This is a genomic window from Vibrio sp. 2033 (assembly GCF_033339735.1).
In genome coordinates, this window is the sequence record NZ_JAWOVC010000003.1 from 37,094 (window position 1) to 54,403 (window position 17,310).

Here is a 17,310-nt window from a genome sequence, read left to right on the forward strand (position 1 = left end):
GTTGCTACCTCGACATTCTCATTACAAGTGCAGTAGTGGCGCAATTGGCATAAATAGCCATCCCATCAGGCACTTTAAATAATATCCCCCAGTAACGAAGCTCAGAGGGGAGCAAGTTAAACAAATCAGAGAATAGGGAGCTAAAACCAATCTCATCTAATAATGTTGTCGCCACCAAATAAGAGATACGCAAAAACTCAATCATCACCATGAATTTCATTTTTATCCACCACGCTTGGAGCCACACAAAAGCCGCATCAAAATAGCTACCTGCATTACTGAAATAGTTAAGAATGGTCTCACCCATATTGGTGATGTACTGAAAAAACTCATACATTAGAAAGCCCCTCCGATTGCTCTTATCCCTAGCAGGCCAAATACAAACAAAACCACCGCCCCGATGATTCCGGCGTTATCCTGTAACGCTGCCATAACTGCATTCTGTTGACGGACTACATTGCCGCGAACCGTAAGCTCGATGTTATGAGCGTTGTAATCACCGCCGTTAACATCAGATGTAAAATTGAAGTAAGCGCGGTACTGATTTAATAAATCCTTATACTCATTTTTAAGGACAGTAATTTCAGCGTTTAAGTTGTGTAATTGGGTAGCCGAATAAAGGGGAACAACGGCACCGCCACCGCCACCATCAACCATAGGTTTACCTAACCCCTCAATAGCATCGACCACATCACCAAAGCCCTTTTGGTTAGTTGATTCCAAGTCGCCAAGGTCATTGGATAGCTGACCAAAGCCATTGTTTAAAAGGTTATTTGCAGATGTAAGCAAGCCGTTGGTTTGATTACCAATACCAGACAACATATCTGATTGTCCTTTGATAGCGTTGGCTACATGGTTTGCATTATCGACAACCGTGTCGGTATTTAAATCAACCGACGCCTTGAGAGCATCCAGAGCGGATTTTGTTTCAGCTTGGTTTTTGTTCATGTCGTTATTGATACCAGTTAGCTGAGAGTTAACATCCTTATTCATCGCCTTAATAGCCGCTAGAGTGTCACTAGTATTATCAACATCCGGCTCAGGTTTATCAGGGTCAGTAGAACCACCACCGCCACCGCCAGATGGTTTATCTGGGTCGCCTAAATCGCCACCCGTTGGAGGGTCGATGTCGGTATCACCCGAACATTCCGGCCAGTTTGGGGAAAAGATGGTACAAGACTCAGGCGGAGGAACGTCACACCAATTATTATCTGGCGTACAGCACATTCCGTATTCTGCATTCCAATCAGGATGATTTTCATCACATTTGTTTTCATCGTCCAGGCATGCAGGAAATGAAGGGGAACCCGGCTCACAGCCCTCAGGTGGAGGTGGAGCAATATCGCAAGACATTCGAAAATCAGGCGGGTCAACTTGGTCATTACAAATAATTGTTGGAGAGCCACCATCAGCAAGACAGTTAGACTCATATTGGTTCATCTGACTTATCGTGTCAGGACGACTACAGAAAGGAGGAGGAGGCGGCTCATCGCATGTTCCCGTATCAGGGTCGAACACTTGACCATCAGGACATGAGGCTGCAGTGGTATACCTAAGAGAAAAAGACCCCCTATCTACCACAGAACCAGAGCAACCAGAACCACGATAATATTCAGAATGTATCGTTACACTAGAGTGGCTAGAAAGCTCACCACCAACCATTTTTTGAGACTGCCTTAAAGACGGGATATAACTACAATACCCCGTCACTTGAGTAATAATACCATCGGGAGATGAAGCATATTTAACTTCACCATACCAATGATATTTAACCAGAGCATTAGCACTAAACGAAACACTCAGCAAAATAACCAGTGACGCAATGCTTTGTTTAATACTCATTTGTATTCCTTATAAAAAAATAACGCCCCACTAGGAGGCGTTAATACCAGACTTAAAACCCCCAACGAATCCACCGAACATCGAGAGAGCGAAAAGTAGGGTGAGTATGGCGGTTAACGTCTCTTGCATAGTGATTACGAACGCATCGAGCCAATCATCATACGAAGACCAAAACCGATAGCCGCTAGACCAATGAGACCAGTCACAACTAGCGTGTAGTTTGATTGACCTTCAGTTACAGCCGCGTTAATTGCCTCAGAATGGCTAGCCGCGAAAGTAGAGCCAGATGCCACCACAGTAGCCAAAAGAACAGATAGTTTTTTCATAGGAATATCTCCAAAAGGTTTTACAGGATTAGGCTTTACCAAGCCCTTTAACGATTCGTCCGAACACATGACCGGACACAAATGAGAGCAGCAAATAACCTGTTATCTCAGCGTAAAATGCTGCATCAATATCAAACTCCAAGTTTGCGCGAGTCGCCATCAACTGATAGTCGTCATTGCTCACCACTACGAACGTACAATTGGCTAACGGCTCGTAGGGGAAAGCTTTAATCGTTCCATCAGTGAGGATTTCCGCACAGACTGAGAGAGTCATAATTATTTAAGGCTCGCTTGAAAGTGTTTTTTAATATCGTCATCAAGCGGAATGAGCTCCTTAACTTGAATATCAAGAGGGTCATCAATATTCACATCAAAGCGAAGTTCATATTCGCGATTAGGCACAAACGCTCTGGTGTTGATTAACTGGTTTGCGTAATCCAGATTGATGCGAATTGGTTGTTTGTTAAAAGGAATATCAGTGTTTAAACCGATACCACGCTGTTGAAACTTCTCAACGTCAACTTCTTCAACCGCACGAAGAACTGAAAGCTCCGCGAACTCCATACCCGATTTCGGGAACTTCTTAATAACTACTGCTGTAATTGTTGGCATAGCCTTGACTCTCCAAAGTTAAGGATTTGAGATGAGCGTAAGCGTCCGGCACGCCTAGCTCGTTAAAATTCGTTCGTCTGTATTTTTCGGGAATAAGCATTCCAAACGCTTCCCCTAAGTCACCCTCAGTCATCGCAATGACCTCAGACAACGCTTTGCCGCACTGGCGACGAGCCCAAGCGATACGAGAGAAAAACTCCAAACCTTGAGCCTTTTTGTTCTTGGAAAACTTGACGGGTTCAGACGGTTCAATACTGGCGGCAAAATCACAGAGACCAGCAAAAGCCGAAGCAGGAGAGGCGAGCATATCGACGTCGCACTTTTTCAGTTCAACTTCATTTCGATACCAAATGACCTCAGGGTCAGTAATTTTTTGCTCCAACTTTTTGTTGTAAATGCGCCAATAAACGGTTGAAGAACGTGAACCCACTATCGTTGCTTCTTCCATTAGCTCACCAGATTCAGTAATGCGCTTATGTGGAACCATTGAGGGACCACGACCACGCTTAGCCGTACGAAACGCACCGTTGTAAAAACATATTTCTGCATAGCCACAGTCAAAAACTCCCGTGTAATCATCGACAGCCAAGTCAAGACGGGCGAGGCGAGTAACGCCAAGCACCGTAGCTAACCAGAAATGTATTTTCTTATGCGTGGTGTAATCAAAAAGCTTGGTACAGCCAGTACCGTTGATTTGGACGAATACCGTGTCATTGTTGCCACCAATACCAACCAAACCACATTCAACGGTTCCCGTCTTATCAAGAATCACCATCGAATCTTGATAGCCATGCAAGCCACGGCCACGCATAGGCGACAAACGGAAACCGAAAATCTTTGACATGAATTCATCAAAGCGATGCGAGAGCACTTTACGAACCTTGTCTTTATGACGCTCCATTGCGCTTTCAATGGCGTCTGGAGTGCTAGAAGTAGGTTGACGAAACTCAGGCATCTGCAAGTTAATGAAATCTTGGTCATTCGACTTATCAAGATGGCGTAAATCACCGTAGTTAAACGTAAAAGCCAAGTGGTCAATTTTGACTGGGCGTGTTTCATCTTTAAATTGCATGAAAGACCCCCTTTAATAGCAATTCGTTGTAATTTTCATCTGTAATTTCAACCAGTTGATAAGCATCGTTACCGTAGTGGATGTGTAAAAACTGGTTGAATTCAGCTTGGTTTTTAAAGAAATGATGACCCCAAGGAAAATACACATTGATTCCGATTTGGGGTTCATCATCGAAATAAATGGAATCCATAATTAAGCTTCCAAACCAGTTGCTTTTTGAGGTGCCGTTCCTAGGAAGCGGCATAGAACTTCATGTTCGTCAGATTCAAAACGAAACTCGTAATCACCAACCGAGAGATAACCAAAAGACTCTTTGTTGTTTTCGAATGTGCTAATGCAGTAGCCAAAATGATTGAAAGGAACAACGACTTCTTCAAAGATGTCTGTTGTAGTGATGTAGCACAGCTTGAAAGCAGGAACATGAGACACAGCGAAGTGACGAAGCGTTAACGTTTTAACGTTGACGTTTTGAACTTGAGTTTCCAATACGACCATAACAACCACCTTGACTAGTTGAGAGCGACCGCCGAAGCCAAGACGTAAGCGTCAAGGGCAAACGCCCAGAGCTAAGGCGGTCTAAATCCTGATTTAAGTGGACTATAAGCCACAAAATTCAGGACTGTAAAGACCGCATTTTGTGGACTGTGGGTATACAATAATCAAGACAGGAGGTGCGACTATGTACACAAATCAACTGCTAGATGCCTACAAAAAGGCAAAGAACTATGTTCAAGATAAGCAAATTGCTCATGATTTGGGGTTAAGCCGCCAAAAGATTAGCGCAATTAGAAATGGACAACGCTATCTAACTGAAAATGAAGCACTTTTTCTTGCGAAAGAAATTGGAGCAGATACAGAATCCGTTTTGGTGTACTTAGCTGCTGATAAAGCCAAAACGTACGAAGCTCAACAAGCTTGGGCGAAGATTGCAAAAAAGTTTAACGGGCTAGGATTATCAAGTATTTCAATGATTTGTGGCATGTTTGCGTTGTGGCTTGGCGACCTTAAAGTAGCTATAGCTAAGTGCGCATTATGTATATTATGTTAAATTGTCTATTGCCATACGCTAAATGCTGTCTGAGCATGCTCCTATTCCCCAGCAGATTTTAAATTTAAGGGCCTTACTGTGAGCATTAAACATAATGGTTATTTACCATAAAATAGCTAATATCGATCTATCAATCTACGATTGCTTGCTCTTCAATTAGCAACTTATAAAAAATGGCGTCTATTTCTTTAGACGCCATTTTTGTTTACTGGAAATATTAAATTAGCCACCGGCTAATTTGACTGTCATGCCTTTCTTTTCAAGATGTGCCTTGATCTTGTCTCTAGCATCACCTTGAATCTCGATATTGCCATCTTTTACAGAGCCACCACAGCCACAGACTTTTTTGAGTTCTGCCGCTAATAACTTTAAAGGTGCATCATCCAAGTCTAAACCTGTAACAATGCATACGCCTTTACCTTTACGGCCTTTCGTTTGGCGCTGAATCCGAACAACACCATCGCCTTTAGGGCGAGATACTTTTTCTTCTTCCGGTTTAATTCGACCGGTTTCTGTTGAATATACCAGAGTCATTCTATTGTTTCTTTTGTTGTTGAGCTTGCATCGCTTTTTGCTTTGCAACCAAATAAGCTTCGATATGGCGTTGAATAGCGGCTTTACTGCCCTTAATCAGTTTACCATTAAACATACAGTACCAAGAGTTAGGTTGGCCTGTATCGTTTTGAATAGTATAGCCGTTAAAGACCTCTGATTTTGCAACACCAGTTTGCTGCACTCTTTGCCCGAGTGAAGCAAACTCTTTGGGATCAATAATCGATGCGGTGTCACACCACCAATCAATGCTTTTCTTTACCGCCGTCAAACTGCCCTGTAAAACGTGGTTCTTGATTTTAACCTTCCAAACACTGCCATCTGATCCGACTGACTGCAGGTTAAAACCTCTATAATTTGAAATCGCCATACCACTGAGTCATCTGTTTAATGCGTTGATATAATCATAATTGCTACTGAGCAATATTCAAATACGGCTTGAATAATCCTTGCTCTAGAAAACAACTTGTATCATAAAACGCGTCTCGATAACGTTAATCACTTTGCACTGTTTATACAATCTTCCAAGAACTCATGAAATTTGTGCCCGTTGTTTTGAAGCATTTTAGGGAACATTGAGATCGGAGTCATTCCTGGAAATGTGTTTACTTCGTTTAAGTAAATCTCATCATCTTCCGTTAGGAAAAAGTCGATACGAGATAAATGACGAAGATTCATTTGTCTAAATACCGTCTCTGACGCGTGTTGGATGGAATCTAATTGTACTTGAGTTAGATTCTTCGCCTCAACTTCTGTGAGCGAGTGACTTGAACTGCTGTACTTTTCATCGTACGAGTAAAAAGCACCATCAGGCGCGATGACCTCGCCTGGCTTAGTGATATGTAGTTGGCCATTCATCTCATATGCAGCAACTTCAAGTTCTCGAGGTTTTACTGCTTTCTCAACCAACACTTGGTCAGAAAACCCAAAAGCATCATTTACTGCATTAGAAAGCTTGTCTTTTTCTGTGACACTGTAACAGCCAACGGAAGAGCCTTGGCGAGCGGCTTTAACAAAAACTTTTCCCCACTTTTCAAAGGCTTTATGAGCTTGAACGTGAGCTTCTTCATCGTTTCGCGTTAAGAATAAGTATGGCGTATTGGGTATGCCAATAGCGTCGTACCAAAGCTTAGATGTGATTTTATTGAAACTATTGCTACTCGCTTCTGGCCCGCAGCCAAGATAAGGAATACCTGCGATTTCAAACAGAGATTGAATGTCGCCTGTTTCGCCAGGAAAACCATGTATACAAGGCACGATGAAATCAATGGTTTGATTAGATTCACTTGAGCACAACTGCTTGGTATTGAGATCCAAGTAAACCAACTCACCTTGGTTGGTCATCCAACCTTCGTTTTTTATTTCTACGCGTGTAACGTGAACGTCTTCAATAAGATTTAGTTGTTGTTCGACAAAGTTTGCAGACAATAATGAAATCTCGTGCTCAGAAGAGCCACCGCCGCATAGTAAAAGAATATTTTTAATCATGAATCCATCTTTCCGTGACCTACAAAAGATACTATTTATTATGATAAACCTTTGAAGTGTGACGTACAGTAATTTTAATGTGAGGAATGTTGTTCGAATAGGATTTGAGCAAATAAATAAGGGAGCTATTCGCTCCCTTCTTTGATGTGTTAATTTAATTTGTTAAGCGTTGGGTAAGCTGAGTTTTTGATTGCATCAATGCTCTTAACAAATGGTCTTAACTGCTGAAATTGAGCTGGCAAAGTCGAAATCGCTTGCTTGGCTTCTGAGCTTGTTGCGTAGTCTCCGTATAAAACTGAGAACCACTTAGTACCGTTTACAACTTTGTAGTTTTCCCAAATTGGCTGACCGTTCTGTGGCAGCTTATTTGCAAACTGATCGACTTTAGCTTGGCTACCCACAGCTGCGACTTGAATGGTATAGCCGAATCGTTGAATGCCAGCTTGCTTTTTACTTGGTGGTACGATCTTAACTGGCTTCGCCTGCTCTTTTGGCGTTAGCTTGACTACTTTCTTTTCTTCAGGCTTTGCCGTCATTTTCACAACAGTTGGTTGTACGTCTTTTTCTACTACAGCGTTTTCAGACGCCATAATTGGTTTAGAGATACGATCTGATTTGTAGTCCTCTCGGTAACTTTCTGAGGTCACATCCGTGATGTAAGTTTCAGATGCACAAGCAGAAAGCAGAACTGACAAGCCGATGATTGCGATTTTTTTCATGAAGTAACAAATGCTCTGGATAAATATTACGATAAATCATGCCGATAGCAGGGCCGTTTATCAAGCATCAAATACAATAATCTGTGATTTTGATGTGATGAATAACACAAACTCCATAAGCATCGTACACATTTTCTGCAATGTCTGGTCTGAAGATGTTTTATCAGTAAATTATTCGTTTATGATTGATATGAAACCGAGAAGCCAACGTGACTTACAAACGGCCAGGAGTCAGCATGAATAAACTACATAAACTCTTTAAACCCAACTCTGTGGCCGTTATTGGGGCATCTCAAAAAGCATTGCGAGCAGGACATGTTGTGATGCGCAACCTTCTACAAAGTGGATTTGGTGGCGCGATTATGCCAGTAACGCCGCGATATAAAGCCGTATCTGGCGTGATCGCTTACCCTGATGTAGCTTCCCTGCCCTATACGCCAGATATTGCAATTTTGTGTACGAACGTTTCACGTAACGAGCAATTGCTTAAAGAGCTAGATGAGAGAGGCACACCGTTTGCGATTGTTATCTCTGATGACCCTAATCCTTTAGATATCTCATCATTGAACATTCGAGTCTTAGGCCCAAACAGCTTAGGTATCATCCTTCCTTGGCACAATTTTAACTGCACGTTTTCACCTGTTGCAGCTAAACCCGGAAAAATTGCTTTCATCTCACAATCCGCGGCGGTTTGTACCACGGTTTTAGACTGGGCAAATGATAAGAACATTGGTTTTTCTTCGTTCATTTCGATTGGGCGCGGACAAGATATCGATTTTGCAGATTTGCTCGACTATTTGAGTATGGATGGAAACACTGAAGCTATTCTGCTTTATGTTGATAATATCCAAGACGCTCGCCGATTTATGTCTGCTGCGCGCGCCGCTTCACGTAACCGACGTATATTGGTGCTAAAAGCGGGCCGCTCTAAAGAGATGAATACTTTTGAGCAGCAAGACGGAGATACACTTGACGTAATTTACGATTCTGCTATTCGCAGAACTGGTATGTTACGAGTCAGCAATACGCATGAGCTTTTTGCCGCGGTAGAAACACTCACGCATTCTGTGCCACTTCGTGGAGAGCGTTTAGCGATCATCACCAATGGCGGCGGCCCTGCTGTTATGTCCGTTGATACTTTGATTGAACGTGGTGGCCAACTCGCAACGCTTGATGACGCTTCCATTGAGCAATTACAAGCAGTACTTCCATCCAACTGGCGTGCTCGAAATCCGATTGATCTGTCTGGTGACGCAACCCAAAAACGCTATATTGATACCATTAACGCACTGATGAATAACGACTGTGCAGATGCGATATTGATTATGCATAGTCCTTCTGCTGTTTCTGATCCTCTTGAAACTGCTCAAGCCGTTATTAATTCAATCAAATCTCACCCTCGGCATAAGCATTTTAATATCTTGACCAACTGGTCAGGAGAACAAACGTCGAGAGAGGCACGACTGGCATTTACTCAAGCAGGTATTCCAACCTATAGAACACCTGAAAGTGCGGTTGTAGCATACATGCACTTGGTCGAATACAGACGAAACCAGAAACAACTAATGGAAACGCCAACGACGGCAGAGCCATTACATTCTGGAAGTGTGAGTTCAGCAAAAGAATGGGTAAACGAACGACTACTGGATAAAAACACAGTCACCTTAGATACGCATCAAACCAGCCCATTATTTAAGCTGTTCGGGTTTAACGTTTTGCCGACGTGGATTGCATCTGACGACATTGAAGCCGTTCATATGGCAGAAAATATTGGATATCCTGTTGCGGTTAAATTGCGTTCTCCAGACATTCCTCATAAATCGGATGTTCACGGTGTCGCTCTAAATTTAAGAAACAGTCGAGAAGTTTCCAACGCAGCGCTATCCATTTTAGATACCGTAAAGCTCAGCTATCCTTCCGCCAATGTGCATGGGCTGTTGGTACAAGGGATGGCAAAGCTCGGCAGCGCTGAAGAGCTACGGATTAGTATTGCAGTAGATAAAGTCTTTGGACCAGTGATCTTGCTTGGTCAAGGCGGCTCTGAGTGGAATATCGCCCAAGATGCCGTCGCTGCACTTCCTCCTTTGAACATGACGCTTGCGCGCTACCTTGTCGTTGTTGCCCTAAAGTCTGGAAAGATTCGCCTGCAGAAACACAAAGATGCGCTCGATATTACTGAGTTGTCGAAGTTCTTGGTTCGTATCTCCCAAATGGCAGTTGAGTTACCAGAAATACAAAAACTGGATATCCATCCAGTACTAGTGTCCGGAAGCGATTTAACCATCCTTGATGCAGATGTCACACTGTGTAAATACGAAGGAGACGCCCAAAAACGGCTAGCGATTCGCCCTTTCCCGGCAGAGTTTGTCGAAACTGTAACGCTTCGAGATGGCCAGCCTATCCTGCTTCGCCCTATCTTGCCTGAGGATGAGCCGCTGCATGCTCAATTCATTAATAGCGTATCGAAAGAAGATCTCTATAAGCGTTTCTTTTCTGAAGTTGGAGAGTTCAACCATGAGGCTTTGGCAAACTTTACTCAAATCGACTACGACCGCGAAATGGCGTTTGTTGCGGTAGCGTTTAATACTGACGGACCGTCTATCATAGGGGTAGCCCGCGCATTGATTACACCAGACAATAGTGACGCTGAGTTTGCTATTTTGGTTCGTTCAGATTTGAAAGGAAAAGGTTTAGGCAAAGTGCTGATGCAGAAAATAATCAGCTATTGCAAAGTTAAAGGCACAAAGCAAATGTCTGGAATGACCATGCCAGCAAACAGAGGAATGTTGATGTTGGCTCAGAACTTGGGGTTTGAGATCGATGTCCAGTTTGCAGACGGTACGGCAGATATGGTGCTCCCTTTAAATTGAAAAGCGCAGCATTAGCGATGACTTTTACTTCTTACATTCGATAATCAATGGGAATCTAAGAAGTAAAAGTTACGTTGTTACTTTAGTTTCCAATTCTTTTTTAAGTACTGAATACACCAGGATTTTGCCTCACCCATAGTGTTCCGGCGCCATGCCAAAATAATATCCATCGGCTGTTCTTCAGTGCCTTCGATTCGTTTCAATACACCACTATCAATAAGAGGTTGTGCAATTTGGCTTGGTAATGTACCAATACCCAAACCTGCAGTGAGCGCTTCTACTTTTGCCGTAAAGTTGGTGACGGTCAAGCGAGGCTGTTTTTGAATGATATTAATTGAGAGCGCTGGTTGCTCACGTGCGGTATCTGCAATAGCAATAATCCGATACTTTTCTCGCGCTGCTTCATCAAACTTACCACTACGCTTGTGAACATAGTGATCAGCGGAAGCTACCCAATACATACTCATTTTACCAATTTTTTCTGACTTAACTTCTTGAGGAAGCGTATCCAGTGATGGGCAAATCAGTAAATCAGCTCTCCCCGTATTCAACGACTCCCAGCTACCAGCCAGAATCTCCTCTTGCAGCCTGACTCGAGTTGAGCTGACCTCGGCCAGCGCATCAACCATCGGGAAAAAGTTGGATATAGGAATAATGCCATCGAAGGCAATGGTAATATCCAGTTCCCAGCCATTCGCCAATAACGTTGCATCGTTCACTAACTTTTCACTGGCTTGTAAAATGGCTCTTCCTCTTTCAAGAATAAGCTTACCTGCTTCAGTAAAATGGGCTTTGTGACCAGAGCGATCGAAGATAATAATGTCTAAGTCTTGCTCGAGTTTCTGGATTTGATAGCTCAGCGATGACGGGGCTCTGTCTAACTCATTCGCAGCAGCAGCAAAACTCCCTCTTCGATCAATAGCATCTAGAATATGGAGTGCTTCTAACGTAATTGGACTCTGCACATGGCCTCTCTTAATGTGATATCCATCACATTCGTTGTATTTGGATGAACTTATCAAGAACTAACGACAAATAATATAACATATTGATAACTAAAGACTAGGAATGCTCATAGCCTAAGAATAAGATTCAATACAAATCAATAAATGACAATGGTAATGATAGTAATTACCATTTAGATCCATTAATATCCGCGTGTTGTTACCTATTATGGATCTAAGGTATTGAAGCCAATGTATAAAAAATCAATTTTGTCAGCCTCCATTTTAGTTGCCCTTTCCCATACTGCTTATGCGGAAGAAGCTTCTAAGTTTGAAGAAGTCGTTGTGTCGGCCACCCGTACCAACCAAACCATAAACACTGTTGCTGCTTCTGTTGCTGTTGTATCAGAGAAAGACATCGAAGAAAACATGGTAAAGGACTTGAATGATCTATTCGAGTATACGCCAGGTGTTACTGTTAATGGCACTCAACGCCAAGGCGTCCAAAGTATTAACATTCGCGGGATGGAAGGTAAACGAGTTAAAATCTTAGTAGACGGTGCATCTCAACCAGGTGTATTCAGCGGTGGACCATATTCGTTTATCAATTCTAGTGCCGTTACTGTCGACCCCGATATGCTAAAGAGTGTCGAAATTGTTAAAGGAGCAGCTTCTAGCCTACATGGTAGTGATGCAATTGGCGGTGTTGTCGCATTCGAAACAAAAGATCCGAAGGATTTCCTCAAAGATGGTAAAGACTTTGGTGGTCAAGCTAAACTCTCTTATTCATCGGAAGATAACTCTTTTAGTGAGCATGTAGCTTTAGCAAAGCGTTTCGGTAATACAGAAGCACTTATAGCCTTTACACGCCGTGATGGTGCAGAGCTACAAAATTTCTCTAAGGCGCCTTACGATAACTATTCTGTGGACAACCAAGATTATTACAAAAACGATCTATTGGTAAAACTTCAATCTCAATTGAATGACGCTCATCGCTTGGAGTTCTTGGGAGAAGTTATTTACAACGAGACTGACTCAGAGATCGCACATAAAAGTTACAAAAACTTCAACGCTGAAGACACAACCAAGCAAAATCGCATTGGGCTCAAGCACATTTGGTTTGCAGATGCAGCTATCTCGGATACGATCACGTCCAAGCTTACATGGATTGGTAAAGAAGAAAACGGCGTCTCTAATCGCTTTATCGAAGCCAGCCCTGGTTACCCACCTTACGTACCGCCTAGTGGTGACAACCAACAGAAAAAAGATTACGAATATACTGAAGACAAATTTGAATTCGAAACTCAGTTAGATAAAGAGATTCAAAATCACTATATTGTTTACGGAATATCGTACAAACATAGTGACATCAGTAATACCAATCGCGAGTTTAATTCTGATCCTGGCACGCCAGATACTGTTTACGTTTACACACCGGATGCAAAAGAAGAAAGCTTTGGTTTATTCTTGCAAGATGAAATTTCGCTTCTTAATGACAAGCTAATTCTGACTCCAGGTGTGCGTTACGATTACTTCTCTACTAATCCTTCAAATACTTCTGAAGAGTCATTCGAGAAGTTTAGCGACTCTGCATTAACTGGTCGTTTAGGAGCAACTTACTCTGTATCGCAACCTGGCACGATCTTCGCGCAAGTGAGCCAAGGGTTCCGAGCGCCATCGTTCGACGAGCTTTACTACACCTACGATAATCCGGCTCATGGCTATACCAACCGCCCTAACCCAAATTTGGGATCTGAAAAGAGTTTGTCTTATGAACTTGGTTACCGTCATAACACTGCAGCGTCTGCAACTGAAGTAGCGTTCTACTACAGTGATTACAGTGACTTTATTGAGCAAACGTCATCAAACAATGGTGGTTTAACTGAATTCACAAATATCAATATTAGTGAAGCAAACATTAAAGGGGTTGAGCTCTCTAACCGTCTTGATTGGCATGCCATCGCTGGTCTTCCATCAGGCGTGACAACTCGCTTTGTTGCAGCATACACAGAAGGTGAAGATGGTGATGGTAATCCTTTGAACAGTGTAAACCCATGGAATGCCGTAGCTGCTGTAAATTACGATTCACCAAATGCACTTTGGGGGACAAGCCTAAAAGTAAACTACACGGCTAAGAAATCGAACAGTGATATCAACTCAGATGGTGATAAAGGCGGAATCAAAGACCAAGTTGCTTTGCCGTCTGCGACAGTCGTTGACTTAACGGCGTACTACAAACCAATGAAAGATATAACCATTCGTGCTGGTGTTATGAATCTAACGAATGAAGAATACCATCTTTGGAACGATGTTCGCGGTAAGACTGAGTTAAGTCGAGACAAAACGCAAGCTGAGCGTAATTATAACATTAGTGTTAAATACGAGTTCTAAACCTTAAAAACACAAAAGCCAGCGTAATGCTGGCTTTTTTATGGCTTTCATTTCAAAAATGTAAAGAAAAGTATGAAAAATGAAAGTTTACTGTTTTGCCATCTCTTTTTTCACCATTACTGCTGCTGCAATGATGAAAGTGATGATCAGACCGAGTTCCATGAACTACCCCAATAGCTATGAGAAAATTTATAACCCAAATTAAGAGTCGGGCATAGTTTAACAGCTCTATATATACTTGCTACCTTTTAACCAGTAATTTACGATTTTTTCCGATTTGGATCAAAAAAGACGCAATCATGCGCCTTTTTGTTACTATTATGTAAATTAAAGATTAGGCATCTGGATAACCTTGAGGGTTAGTAGATTGCCAGCGCCATGTATCGCCAGTCATTTCTTCTAGAGTGCGAGTTGCTTTCCAACCTAACTCATTCATCGCTTTTGATGGATCCGCCCAACACTCTGCAATATCACCTGGACGACGCTCAACAAGTTGGTATGGGACATCTTTACCACTTGCGGCTTCAAATGCTTTCACCATGTCCAGTACACTGTAGCCGTTACCAGTACCGAGGTTATAGATATGAAGGCCAGCTTTGCTACCTACTTTTTCTAATGCAGCAACGTGACCATCGGATAAGTCCATTACATGAATATAATCACGTACGCCTGTGCCATCTTTGGTCGGATAATCACTACCAAACACAGAAAGGAACTCTCTGCGCCCTACCGCAACTTGAGAAACAAACGGCATTAAGTTGTTTGGAATACCTTGAGGATCTTCACCTAGCTCGCCTGTTGGATGTGAACCTACCGGGTTAAAGTAACGAAGAAGTGTAATGCTCCAGTCAGGGTTCGCATTTTGGAAGTCGGTTAAACACTCTTCTACCATTAATTTGCTGCGCCCATATGGGTTAGTTGCGCTAGTTGGAAAGTCCTCTGTGATGGGTACAGATGCAGGATCACCATATACAGTCGCTGATGAACTAAATACCAACGATTTAACTCCGGCTTCACGCATTGCATCAACCAATACTAACGTGCCATTAACGTTGTTGTCGTAATACTCTAAAGGTTTTGCTACAGACTCACCGACGGCCTTTAAACCTGCAAAATGGATAACAGCTTCAATATTGTGCGACTTTAGTGCTTCTACCATCGCCAATTTATCTCTGATATCGGCTTTAATGAAGGTTGGCTTTACACCACATACCTTTTCAATTCGATCTAATACCGTAGATTTACTGTTGTACAGGTTGTCTAGAATCACTGGCGTCATGCCAGCTTCGATCATTTGAATACACGTATGACTACCGATATAGCCCATACCACCCGTAACGAGTACTTTCATTTTATTATTCCTTCTGACGCGAATTGGGTTAGTTTAAAGCTTTGACGTTACGATTTAAACTGTCTCTTGTAATTCGCATCCCATTAATATTGCTTGGCCTTTTCCGGCTTTCTTTGCTTGATACATTGCCGTATCCGCACTTTTTAAAACTCGAGTAGCATCGCGCTCATTTACGCCGACTAATTTTACGCCGATACTAACGCCAACTTTGAGTAAGTGACCTTTGTACTCAATTGGAGCACATATGCTCTCGAGCAACTGTTCTGCTATTCGGGTGACCACTTTTTGATTGGCGGGATTTACCAACATGACAAATTCATCACCAGAAAGTCTTGCGATTAAATCACTATGTCTCGTCGCAGATGTTAGACGCTCGGAAACTTTTTTCAAAACTTCATCACCTGCATCATGACCGTAGGTATCGTTAACTTCTTTAAATCCATCCAGATCGAGGTACAAAACTGCAAATTCGTCACGCAAGTATCCAGAGCGTTGTACTAGTTGTTCCAACTCTAAATGGAACTTAGATCGATTGGCTAACCCCGTTAAAGCATCGTGATGAGCTAAATGCTCTAATCGTTCCATCTCTTTTGCGCCGGAAAGGTCGGTAAGAACAATAACCAGATCATAGAAACCATAGTCTTCACACTTAACGATACGATTGACTCGAGCAAACATCGGTACAAACTGACCAATATGGTTCTTCTCGATAACTTCACCTTGCCAAACGCCATAATTTTCTATCGACTCGATGATACTAGGCATCATTTCCTGTAACTTGCGCCACTTTAGCGTTTGGATGAATGACTTCCCAATAAGCTGATCCACCTCTAAGCCGACTAACTTAGTGACGGCAGGGTTTGCCATCGTAATGACACCGCGATGATTAAGAACAATGAGACCATCTTGGCTGCTTTCAAAAACACGTCCCGCAACACGTTGCCGGTTTATGGCTTCTTCAATTTCGGTGATATCTTGAATCGAAAACAGTAAGTATTCATGTGTCGAGAGGCGACGACTGGTTAGGCTCAACTGCTGTTCGTTATCTGCATTTTTGAGGTGAATATCATCGCACTCTAGGCCTCGACTCAGGATCTGACTCAGCTCATTCGGTGTTTTGGTTTTAATTAGATCACGAATATTGGCGTATTTAAGTTCATCTAATTTTTTTTGAAATATTTGCTGGGTCGCCGTATTACAATGAATAACACGTCCGGAATTGTCTGTAATAACTAATGCATGCTGAACAGATTCGATAACCTCTTCTGAAAATGCGCGCTTTTGTTCTAGTGTGTCTAGCGAATGTTGCCGCTGCTTCTCACGTACTGTTAACCTATTCATCATTTGATTGAAAGAGCTCGCGAGGTCTCCAATTTCATCGTTGGCGTAATAGCGAGCTTGATGTTCCGTGTTTCGTCCGTGTGTCACATTCTCTATTACGCGGTTGAGTTCCATCACGGGCTTGAGAACAAGCCTCTCGATACTTATGTAAAAAACAGTGCCACCAGCGATAAGAAACAGAAGAAGTAAAGCGCCATCTTGAAGTAAAGATTGCATGGCTTCTACGATTGGACGATGAGAAAGCGTGACTCTAATGCTACCAATGACATAGCCATCATGGATAATCGGCTCTAGAACATAAAGAAATTTGGTTGATAAGGCATAGCCTAGAGCGTGCAACCTACTTCTTTCGGTTTGACTGGGAACGGGTGCTAGTGCCCCACTTATCTCCATAACAGCGAATGGTTGGTCATCTTGGTCATAAAGTTTGACCCGCGTTACATTTGGCTGGTTTAAAAAGTTGGCGAGAATAGTTTGAGCTTTTTGCTTGTCCTTTGTCGTCAGCGCATCTTTAATTGAGAAAGAAACGTTGTTAATCAACTTTCTTGTCTGCTCGACCAGTTCATGCTTAGACGATTGGTATACAGTATACGAGGTGTAACCTTTTGAGATAACAAAGATAGCCGTTAAAAAGACCAGAAGAGGCCAAATAAGCTTCGCTCGTAATGACATATATATTCCTGTCGCAGACAACCACAAAAATGACAGAAGAACCATTATGCAATCTATCACCCATGAAGGGCGACAAGATTAA

Annotated in this window: 18 protein-coding genes; 3 read left to right on the forward strand and 15 right to left on the reverse strand. The window is 42.5% G+C overall.

Features of this window, described 5'->3' with window-relative positions:
- Positions 1 to 4 precede the first annotated feature (4 nt).
- The 8 genes from R7P74_RS05850 to R7P74_RS05885 all read right to left on the reverse strand — a co-directional run bounded on the left by R7P74_RS05850 (position 5) and on the right by R7P74_RS05885 (position 4,347).
- Positions 5 to 337: a DUF2523 family protein gene (locus tag R7P74_RS05850; protein ID WP_005376274.1), complete on the reverse strand. Its 333-nt coding sequence runs from the start codon at positions 335 to 337 to the stop codon at positions 5 to 7.
- Complete coding sequence (locus R7P74_RS05855; protein ID WP_262634083.1) at positions 337 to 1,842, reverse strand: chemotaxis protein; 1,506 nt, start codon at positions 1,840 to 1,842, stop codon at positions 337 to 339. Before R7P74_RS05855 ends, R7P74_RS05850 begins: the two co-directional genes overlap by 1 nt.
- A 134-nt stretch (positions 1,843 to 1,976) precedes the next feature.
- Positions 1,977 to 2,168 (reverse strand): hypothetical protein, encoded by a 192-nt coding sequence (locus R7P74_RS05860; protein ID WP_262634082.1) that lies wholly within the window; start codon positions 2,166 to 2,168, stop codon positions 1,977 to 1,979.
- 28 nt (positions 2,169 to 2,196) lie between these two features.
- Positions 2,197 to 2,442 carry a hypothetical protein gene (locus tag R7P74_RS05865; RefSeq protein ID WP_318122739.1) on the reverse strand — a complete coding sequence of 82 codons (246 nt, stop codon included), beginning with the start codon at positions 2,440 to 2,442 and terminating at the stop codon, positions 2,197 to 2,199.
- Between the two features lie 2 nt (positions 2,443 to 2,444).
- Positions 2,445 to 2,780 carry a DUF1293 domain-containing protein gene (locus tag R7P74_RS05870; protein WP_043852786.1) on the reverse strand — a complete coding sequence of 112 codons (336 nt, stop codon included), beginning with the start codon at positions 2,778 to 2,780 and terminating at the stop codon, positions 2,445 to 2,447.
- Positions 2,752 to 3,852, reverse strand: a complete 1,101-nt coding sequence (locus R7P74_RS05875; RefSeq protein WP_043048353.1) for a replication initiation factor domain-containing protein — start codon at positions 3,850 to 3,852, stop codon at positions 2,752 to 2,754. Before R7P74_RS05875 ends, R7P74_RS05870 begins: the two co-directional genes overlap by 29 nt.
- Entirely contained in the window at positions 3,842 to 4,042 is a 201-nt protein-coding gene (locus R7P74_RS05880; RefSeq protein ID WP_043048356.1) for a hypothetical protein, read from the reverse strand. Before R7P74_RS05880 ends, R7P74_RS05875 begins: the two co-directional genes overlap by 11 nt.
- Before the next feature lie 2 nt (positions 4,043 to 4,044).
- Positions 4,045 to 4,347 carry a hypothetical protein gene (locus tag R7P74_RS05885; RefSeq protein ID WP_318122740.1) on the reverse strand — a complete coding sequence of 101 codons (303 nt, stop codon included), beginning with the start codon at positions 4,345 to 4,347 and terminating at the stop codon, positions 4,045 to 4,047.
- Between the two features lie 184 nt (positions 4,348 to 4,531).
- Between R7P74_RS05885 and R7P74_RS05890 the strand changes: the two genes are divergently transcribed.
- Entirely contained in the window at positions 4,532 to 4,900 is a 369-nt protein-coding gene (locus tag R7P74_RS05890; RefSeq protein WP_186585305.1) for a DUF3693 domain-containing protein, read from the forward strand.
- A 222-nt stretch (positions 4,901 to 5,122) separates the two neighbouring features.
- On the opposite strand, the gene yciH is transcribed toward R7P74_RS05890, so the two are convergent.
- The 4 genes from yciH to R7P74_RS05910 all read right to left on the reverse strand — a co-directional run bounded on the left by yciH (position 5,123) and on the right by R7P74_RS05910 (position 7,659).
- The gene (gene yciH, locus R7P74_RS05895) at positions 5,123 to 5,434 is read right to left on the reverse strand and encodes a stress response translation initiation inhibitor YciH (protein ID WP_005376292.1); all 312 of its coding nucleotides are present in this window, start codon (positions 5,432 to 5,434) and stop codon (positions 5,123 to 5,125) included.
- A gap of 1 nt (position 5,435) precedes the next feature.
- Positions 5,436 to 5,822, reverse strand: coding sequence for a DUF3319 domain-containing protein (locus tag R7P74_RS05900; protein WP_005376294.1), 387 nt, complete (start codon positions 5,820 to 5,822; stop codon positions 5,436 to 5,438).
- 128 nt (positions 5,823 to 5,950) lie between these two features.
- A complete protein-coding gene (locus R7P74_RS05905; RefSeq protein WP_213874160.1) occupies positions 5,951 to 6,940 on the reverse strand; it encodes a D-alanine--D-alanine ligase in 990 nt (329 codons plus the stop codon).
- 149 nt (positions 6,941 to 7,089) lie between these two features.
- The gene (locus R7P74_RS05910) at positions 7,090 to 7,659 is read right to left on the reverse strand and encodes an SPOR domain-containing protein (RefSeq protein ID WP_318122741.1); all 570 of its coding nucleotides are present in this window, start codon (positions 7,657 to 7,659) and stop codon (positions 7,090 to 7,092) included.
- A gap of 236 nt (positions 7,660 to 7,895) precedes the next feature.
- Between R7P74_RS05910 and R7P74_RS05915 the strand changes: the two genes are divergently transcribed.
- On the forward strand, positions 7,896 to 10,529 hold the full coding sequence (locus R7P74_RS05915; RefSeq protein WP_318122742.1) for a bifunctional acetate--CoA ligase family protein/GNAT family N-acetyltransferase: 2,634 nt from the start codon (positions 7,896 to 7,898) through the stop codon (positions 10,527 to 10,529).
- Positions 10,530 to 10,606: 77 nt separating this feature from the next.
- Here the strand turns inward: R7P74_RS05915 and R7P74_RS05920 are convergent, their stop codons facing one another.
- Positions 10,607 to 11,494, reverse strand: coding sequence for a LysR family transcriptional regulator (locus R7P74_RS05920; RefSeq protein WP_017634152.1), 888 nt, complete (start codon positions 11,492 to 11,494; stop codon positions 10,607 to 10,609).
- Between the two features lie 231 nt (positions 11,495 to 11,725).
- Here R7P74_RS05920 and R7P74_RS05925 point away from each other — a divergent pair, with 231 nt between their 5' ends.
- Positions 11,726 to 13,864, forward strand: a complete 2,139-nt coding sequence (locus tag R7P74_RS05925) for a TonB-dependent hemoglobin/transferrin/lactoferrin family receptor (RefSeq protein ID WP_053303617.1) — start codon at positions 11,726 to 11,728, stop codon at positions 13,862 to 13,864.
- A gap of 334 nt (positions 13,865 to 14,198) precedes the next feature.
- Here R7P74_RS05925 and galE read toward each other — a convergent pair whose 3' ends face one another.
- Both galE and R7P74_RS05935 read right to left on the reverse strand, forming a co-directional pair.
- Complete coding sequence (gene galE / locus R7P74_RS05930) at positions 14,199 to 15,215, reverse strand: UDP-glucose 4-epimerase GalE (RefSeq protein ID WP_005376309.1); 1,017 nt, start codon at positions 15,213 to 15,215, stop codon at positions 14,199 to 14,201.
- Between the two features lie 54 nt (positions 15,216 to 15,269).
- Positions 15,270 to 17,228, reverse strand: coding sequence for a diguanylate cyclase domain-containing protein (locus R7P74_RS05935; RefSeq protein WP_318122743.1), 1,959 nt, complete (start codon positions 17,226 to 17,228; stop codon positions 15,270 to 15,272).
- Positions 17,229 to 17,310: the final 82 nt, after the last annotated feature.

Excerpts from the sequence above, each read along its gene's own strand:
- R7P74_RS05850 (WP_005376274.1), bottom strand. The coding sequence starts at position 337 with ATGTATGAGTTTTTTCAGTACATCACCAATATGGGTGAGACCATTCTT.
- R7P74_RS05855 (WP_262634083.1), bottom strand. The coding sequence starts at position 1,842 with ATGAGTATTAAACAAAGCATTGCGTCACTGGTTATTTTGCTGAGTGTT.
- R7P74_RS05860 (WP_262634082.1), bottom strand. The coding sequence starts at position 2,168 with ATGAAAAAACTATCTGTTCTTTTGGCTACTGTGGTGGCATCTGGCTCT.
- R7P74_RS05865 (WP_318122739.1), bottom strand. The coding sequence starts at position 2,442 with ATGACTCTCTCAGTCTGTGCGGAAATCCTCACTGATGGAACGATTAAA.
- R7P74_RS05870 (WP_043852786.1), bottom strand. The coding sequence starts at position 2,780 with ATGCCAACAATTACAGCAGTAGTTATTAAGAAGTTCCCGAAATCGGGT.
- R7P74_RS05875 (WP_043048353.1), bottom strand. The coding sequence starts at position 3,852 with ATGCAATTTAAAGATGAAACACGCCCAGTCAAAATTGACCACTTGGCT.
- R7P74_RS05880 (WP_043048356.1), bottom strand. The coding sequence starts at position 4,042 with ATGGATTCCATTTATTTCGATGATGAACCCCAAATCGGAATCAATGTG.
- R7P74_RS05885 (WP_318122740.1), bottom strand. The coding sequence starts at position 4,347 with ATGGTCGTATTGGAAACTCAAGTTCAAAACGTCAACGTTAAAACGTTA.
- R7P74_RS05890 (WP_186585305.1), top strand. The coding sequence starts at position 4,532 with ATGTACACAAATCAACTGCTAGATGCCTACAAAAAGGCAAAGAACTAT.
- yciH (WP_005376292.1), bottom strand. The coding sequence starts at position 5,434 with ATGACTCTGGTATATTCAACAGAAACCGGTCGAATTAAACCGGAAGAA.
- R7P74_RS05900 (WP_005376294.1), bottom strand. The coding sequence starts at position 5,822 with ATGGCGATTTCAAATTATAGAGGTTTTAACCTGCAGTCAGTCGGATCA.
- R7P74_RS05905 (WP_213874160.1), bottom strand. The coding sequence starts at position 6,940 with ATGATTAAAAATATTCTTTTACTATGCGGCGGTGGCTCTTCTGAGCAC.
- R7P74_RS05910 (WP_318122741.1), bottom strand. The coding sequence starts at position 7,659 with ATGAAAAAAATCGCAATCATCGGCTTGTCAGTTCTGCTTTCTGCTTGT.
- R7P74_RS05915 (WP_318122742.1), top strand. The coding sequence starts at position 7,896 with ATGAATAAACTACATAAACTCTTTAAACCCAACTCTGTGGCCGTTATT.
- R7P74_RS05925 (WP_053303617.1), top strand. The coding sequence starts at position 11,726 with ATGTATAAAAAATCAATTTTGTCAGCCTCCATTTTAGTTGCCCTTTCC.
- galE (WP_005376309.1), bottom strand. The coding sequence starts at position 15,215 with ATGAAAGTACTCGTTACGGGTGGTATGGGCTATATCGGTAGTCATACG.
- R7P74_RS05935 (WP_318122743.1), bottom strand. The coding sequence starts at position 17,228 with ATGTCATTACGAGCGAAGCTTATTTGGCCTCTTCTGGTCTTTTTAACG.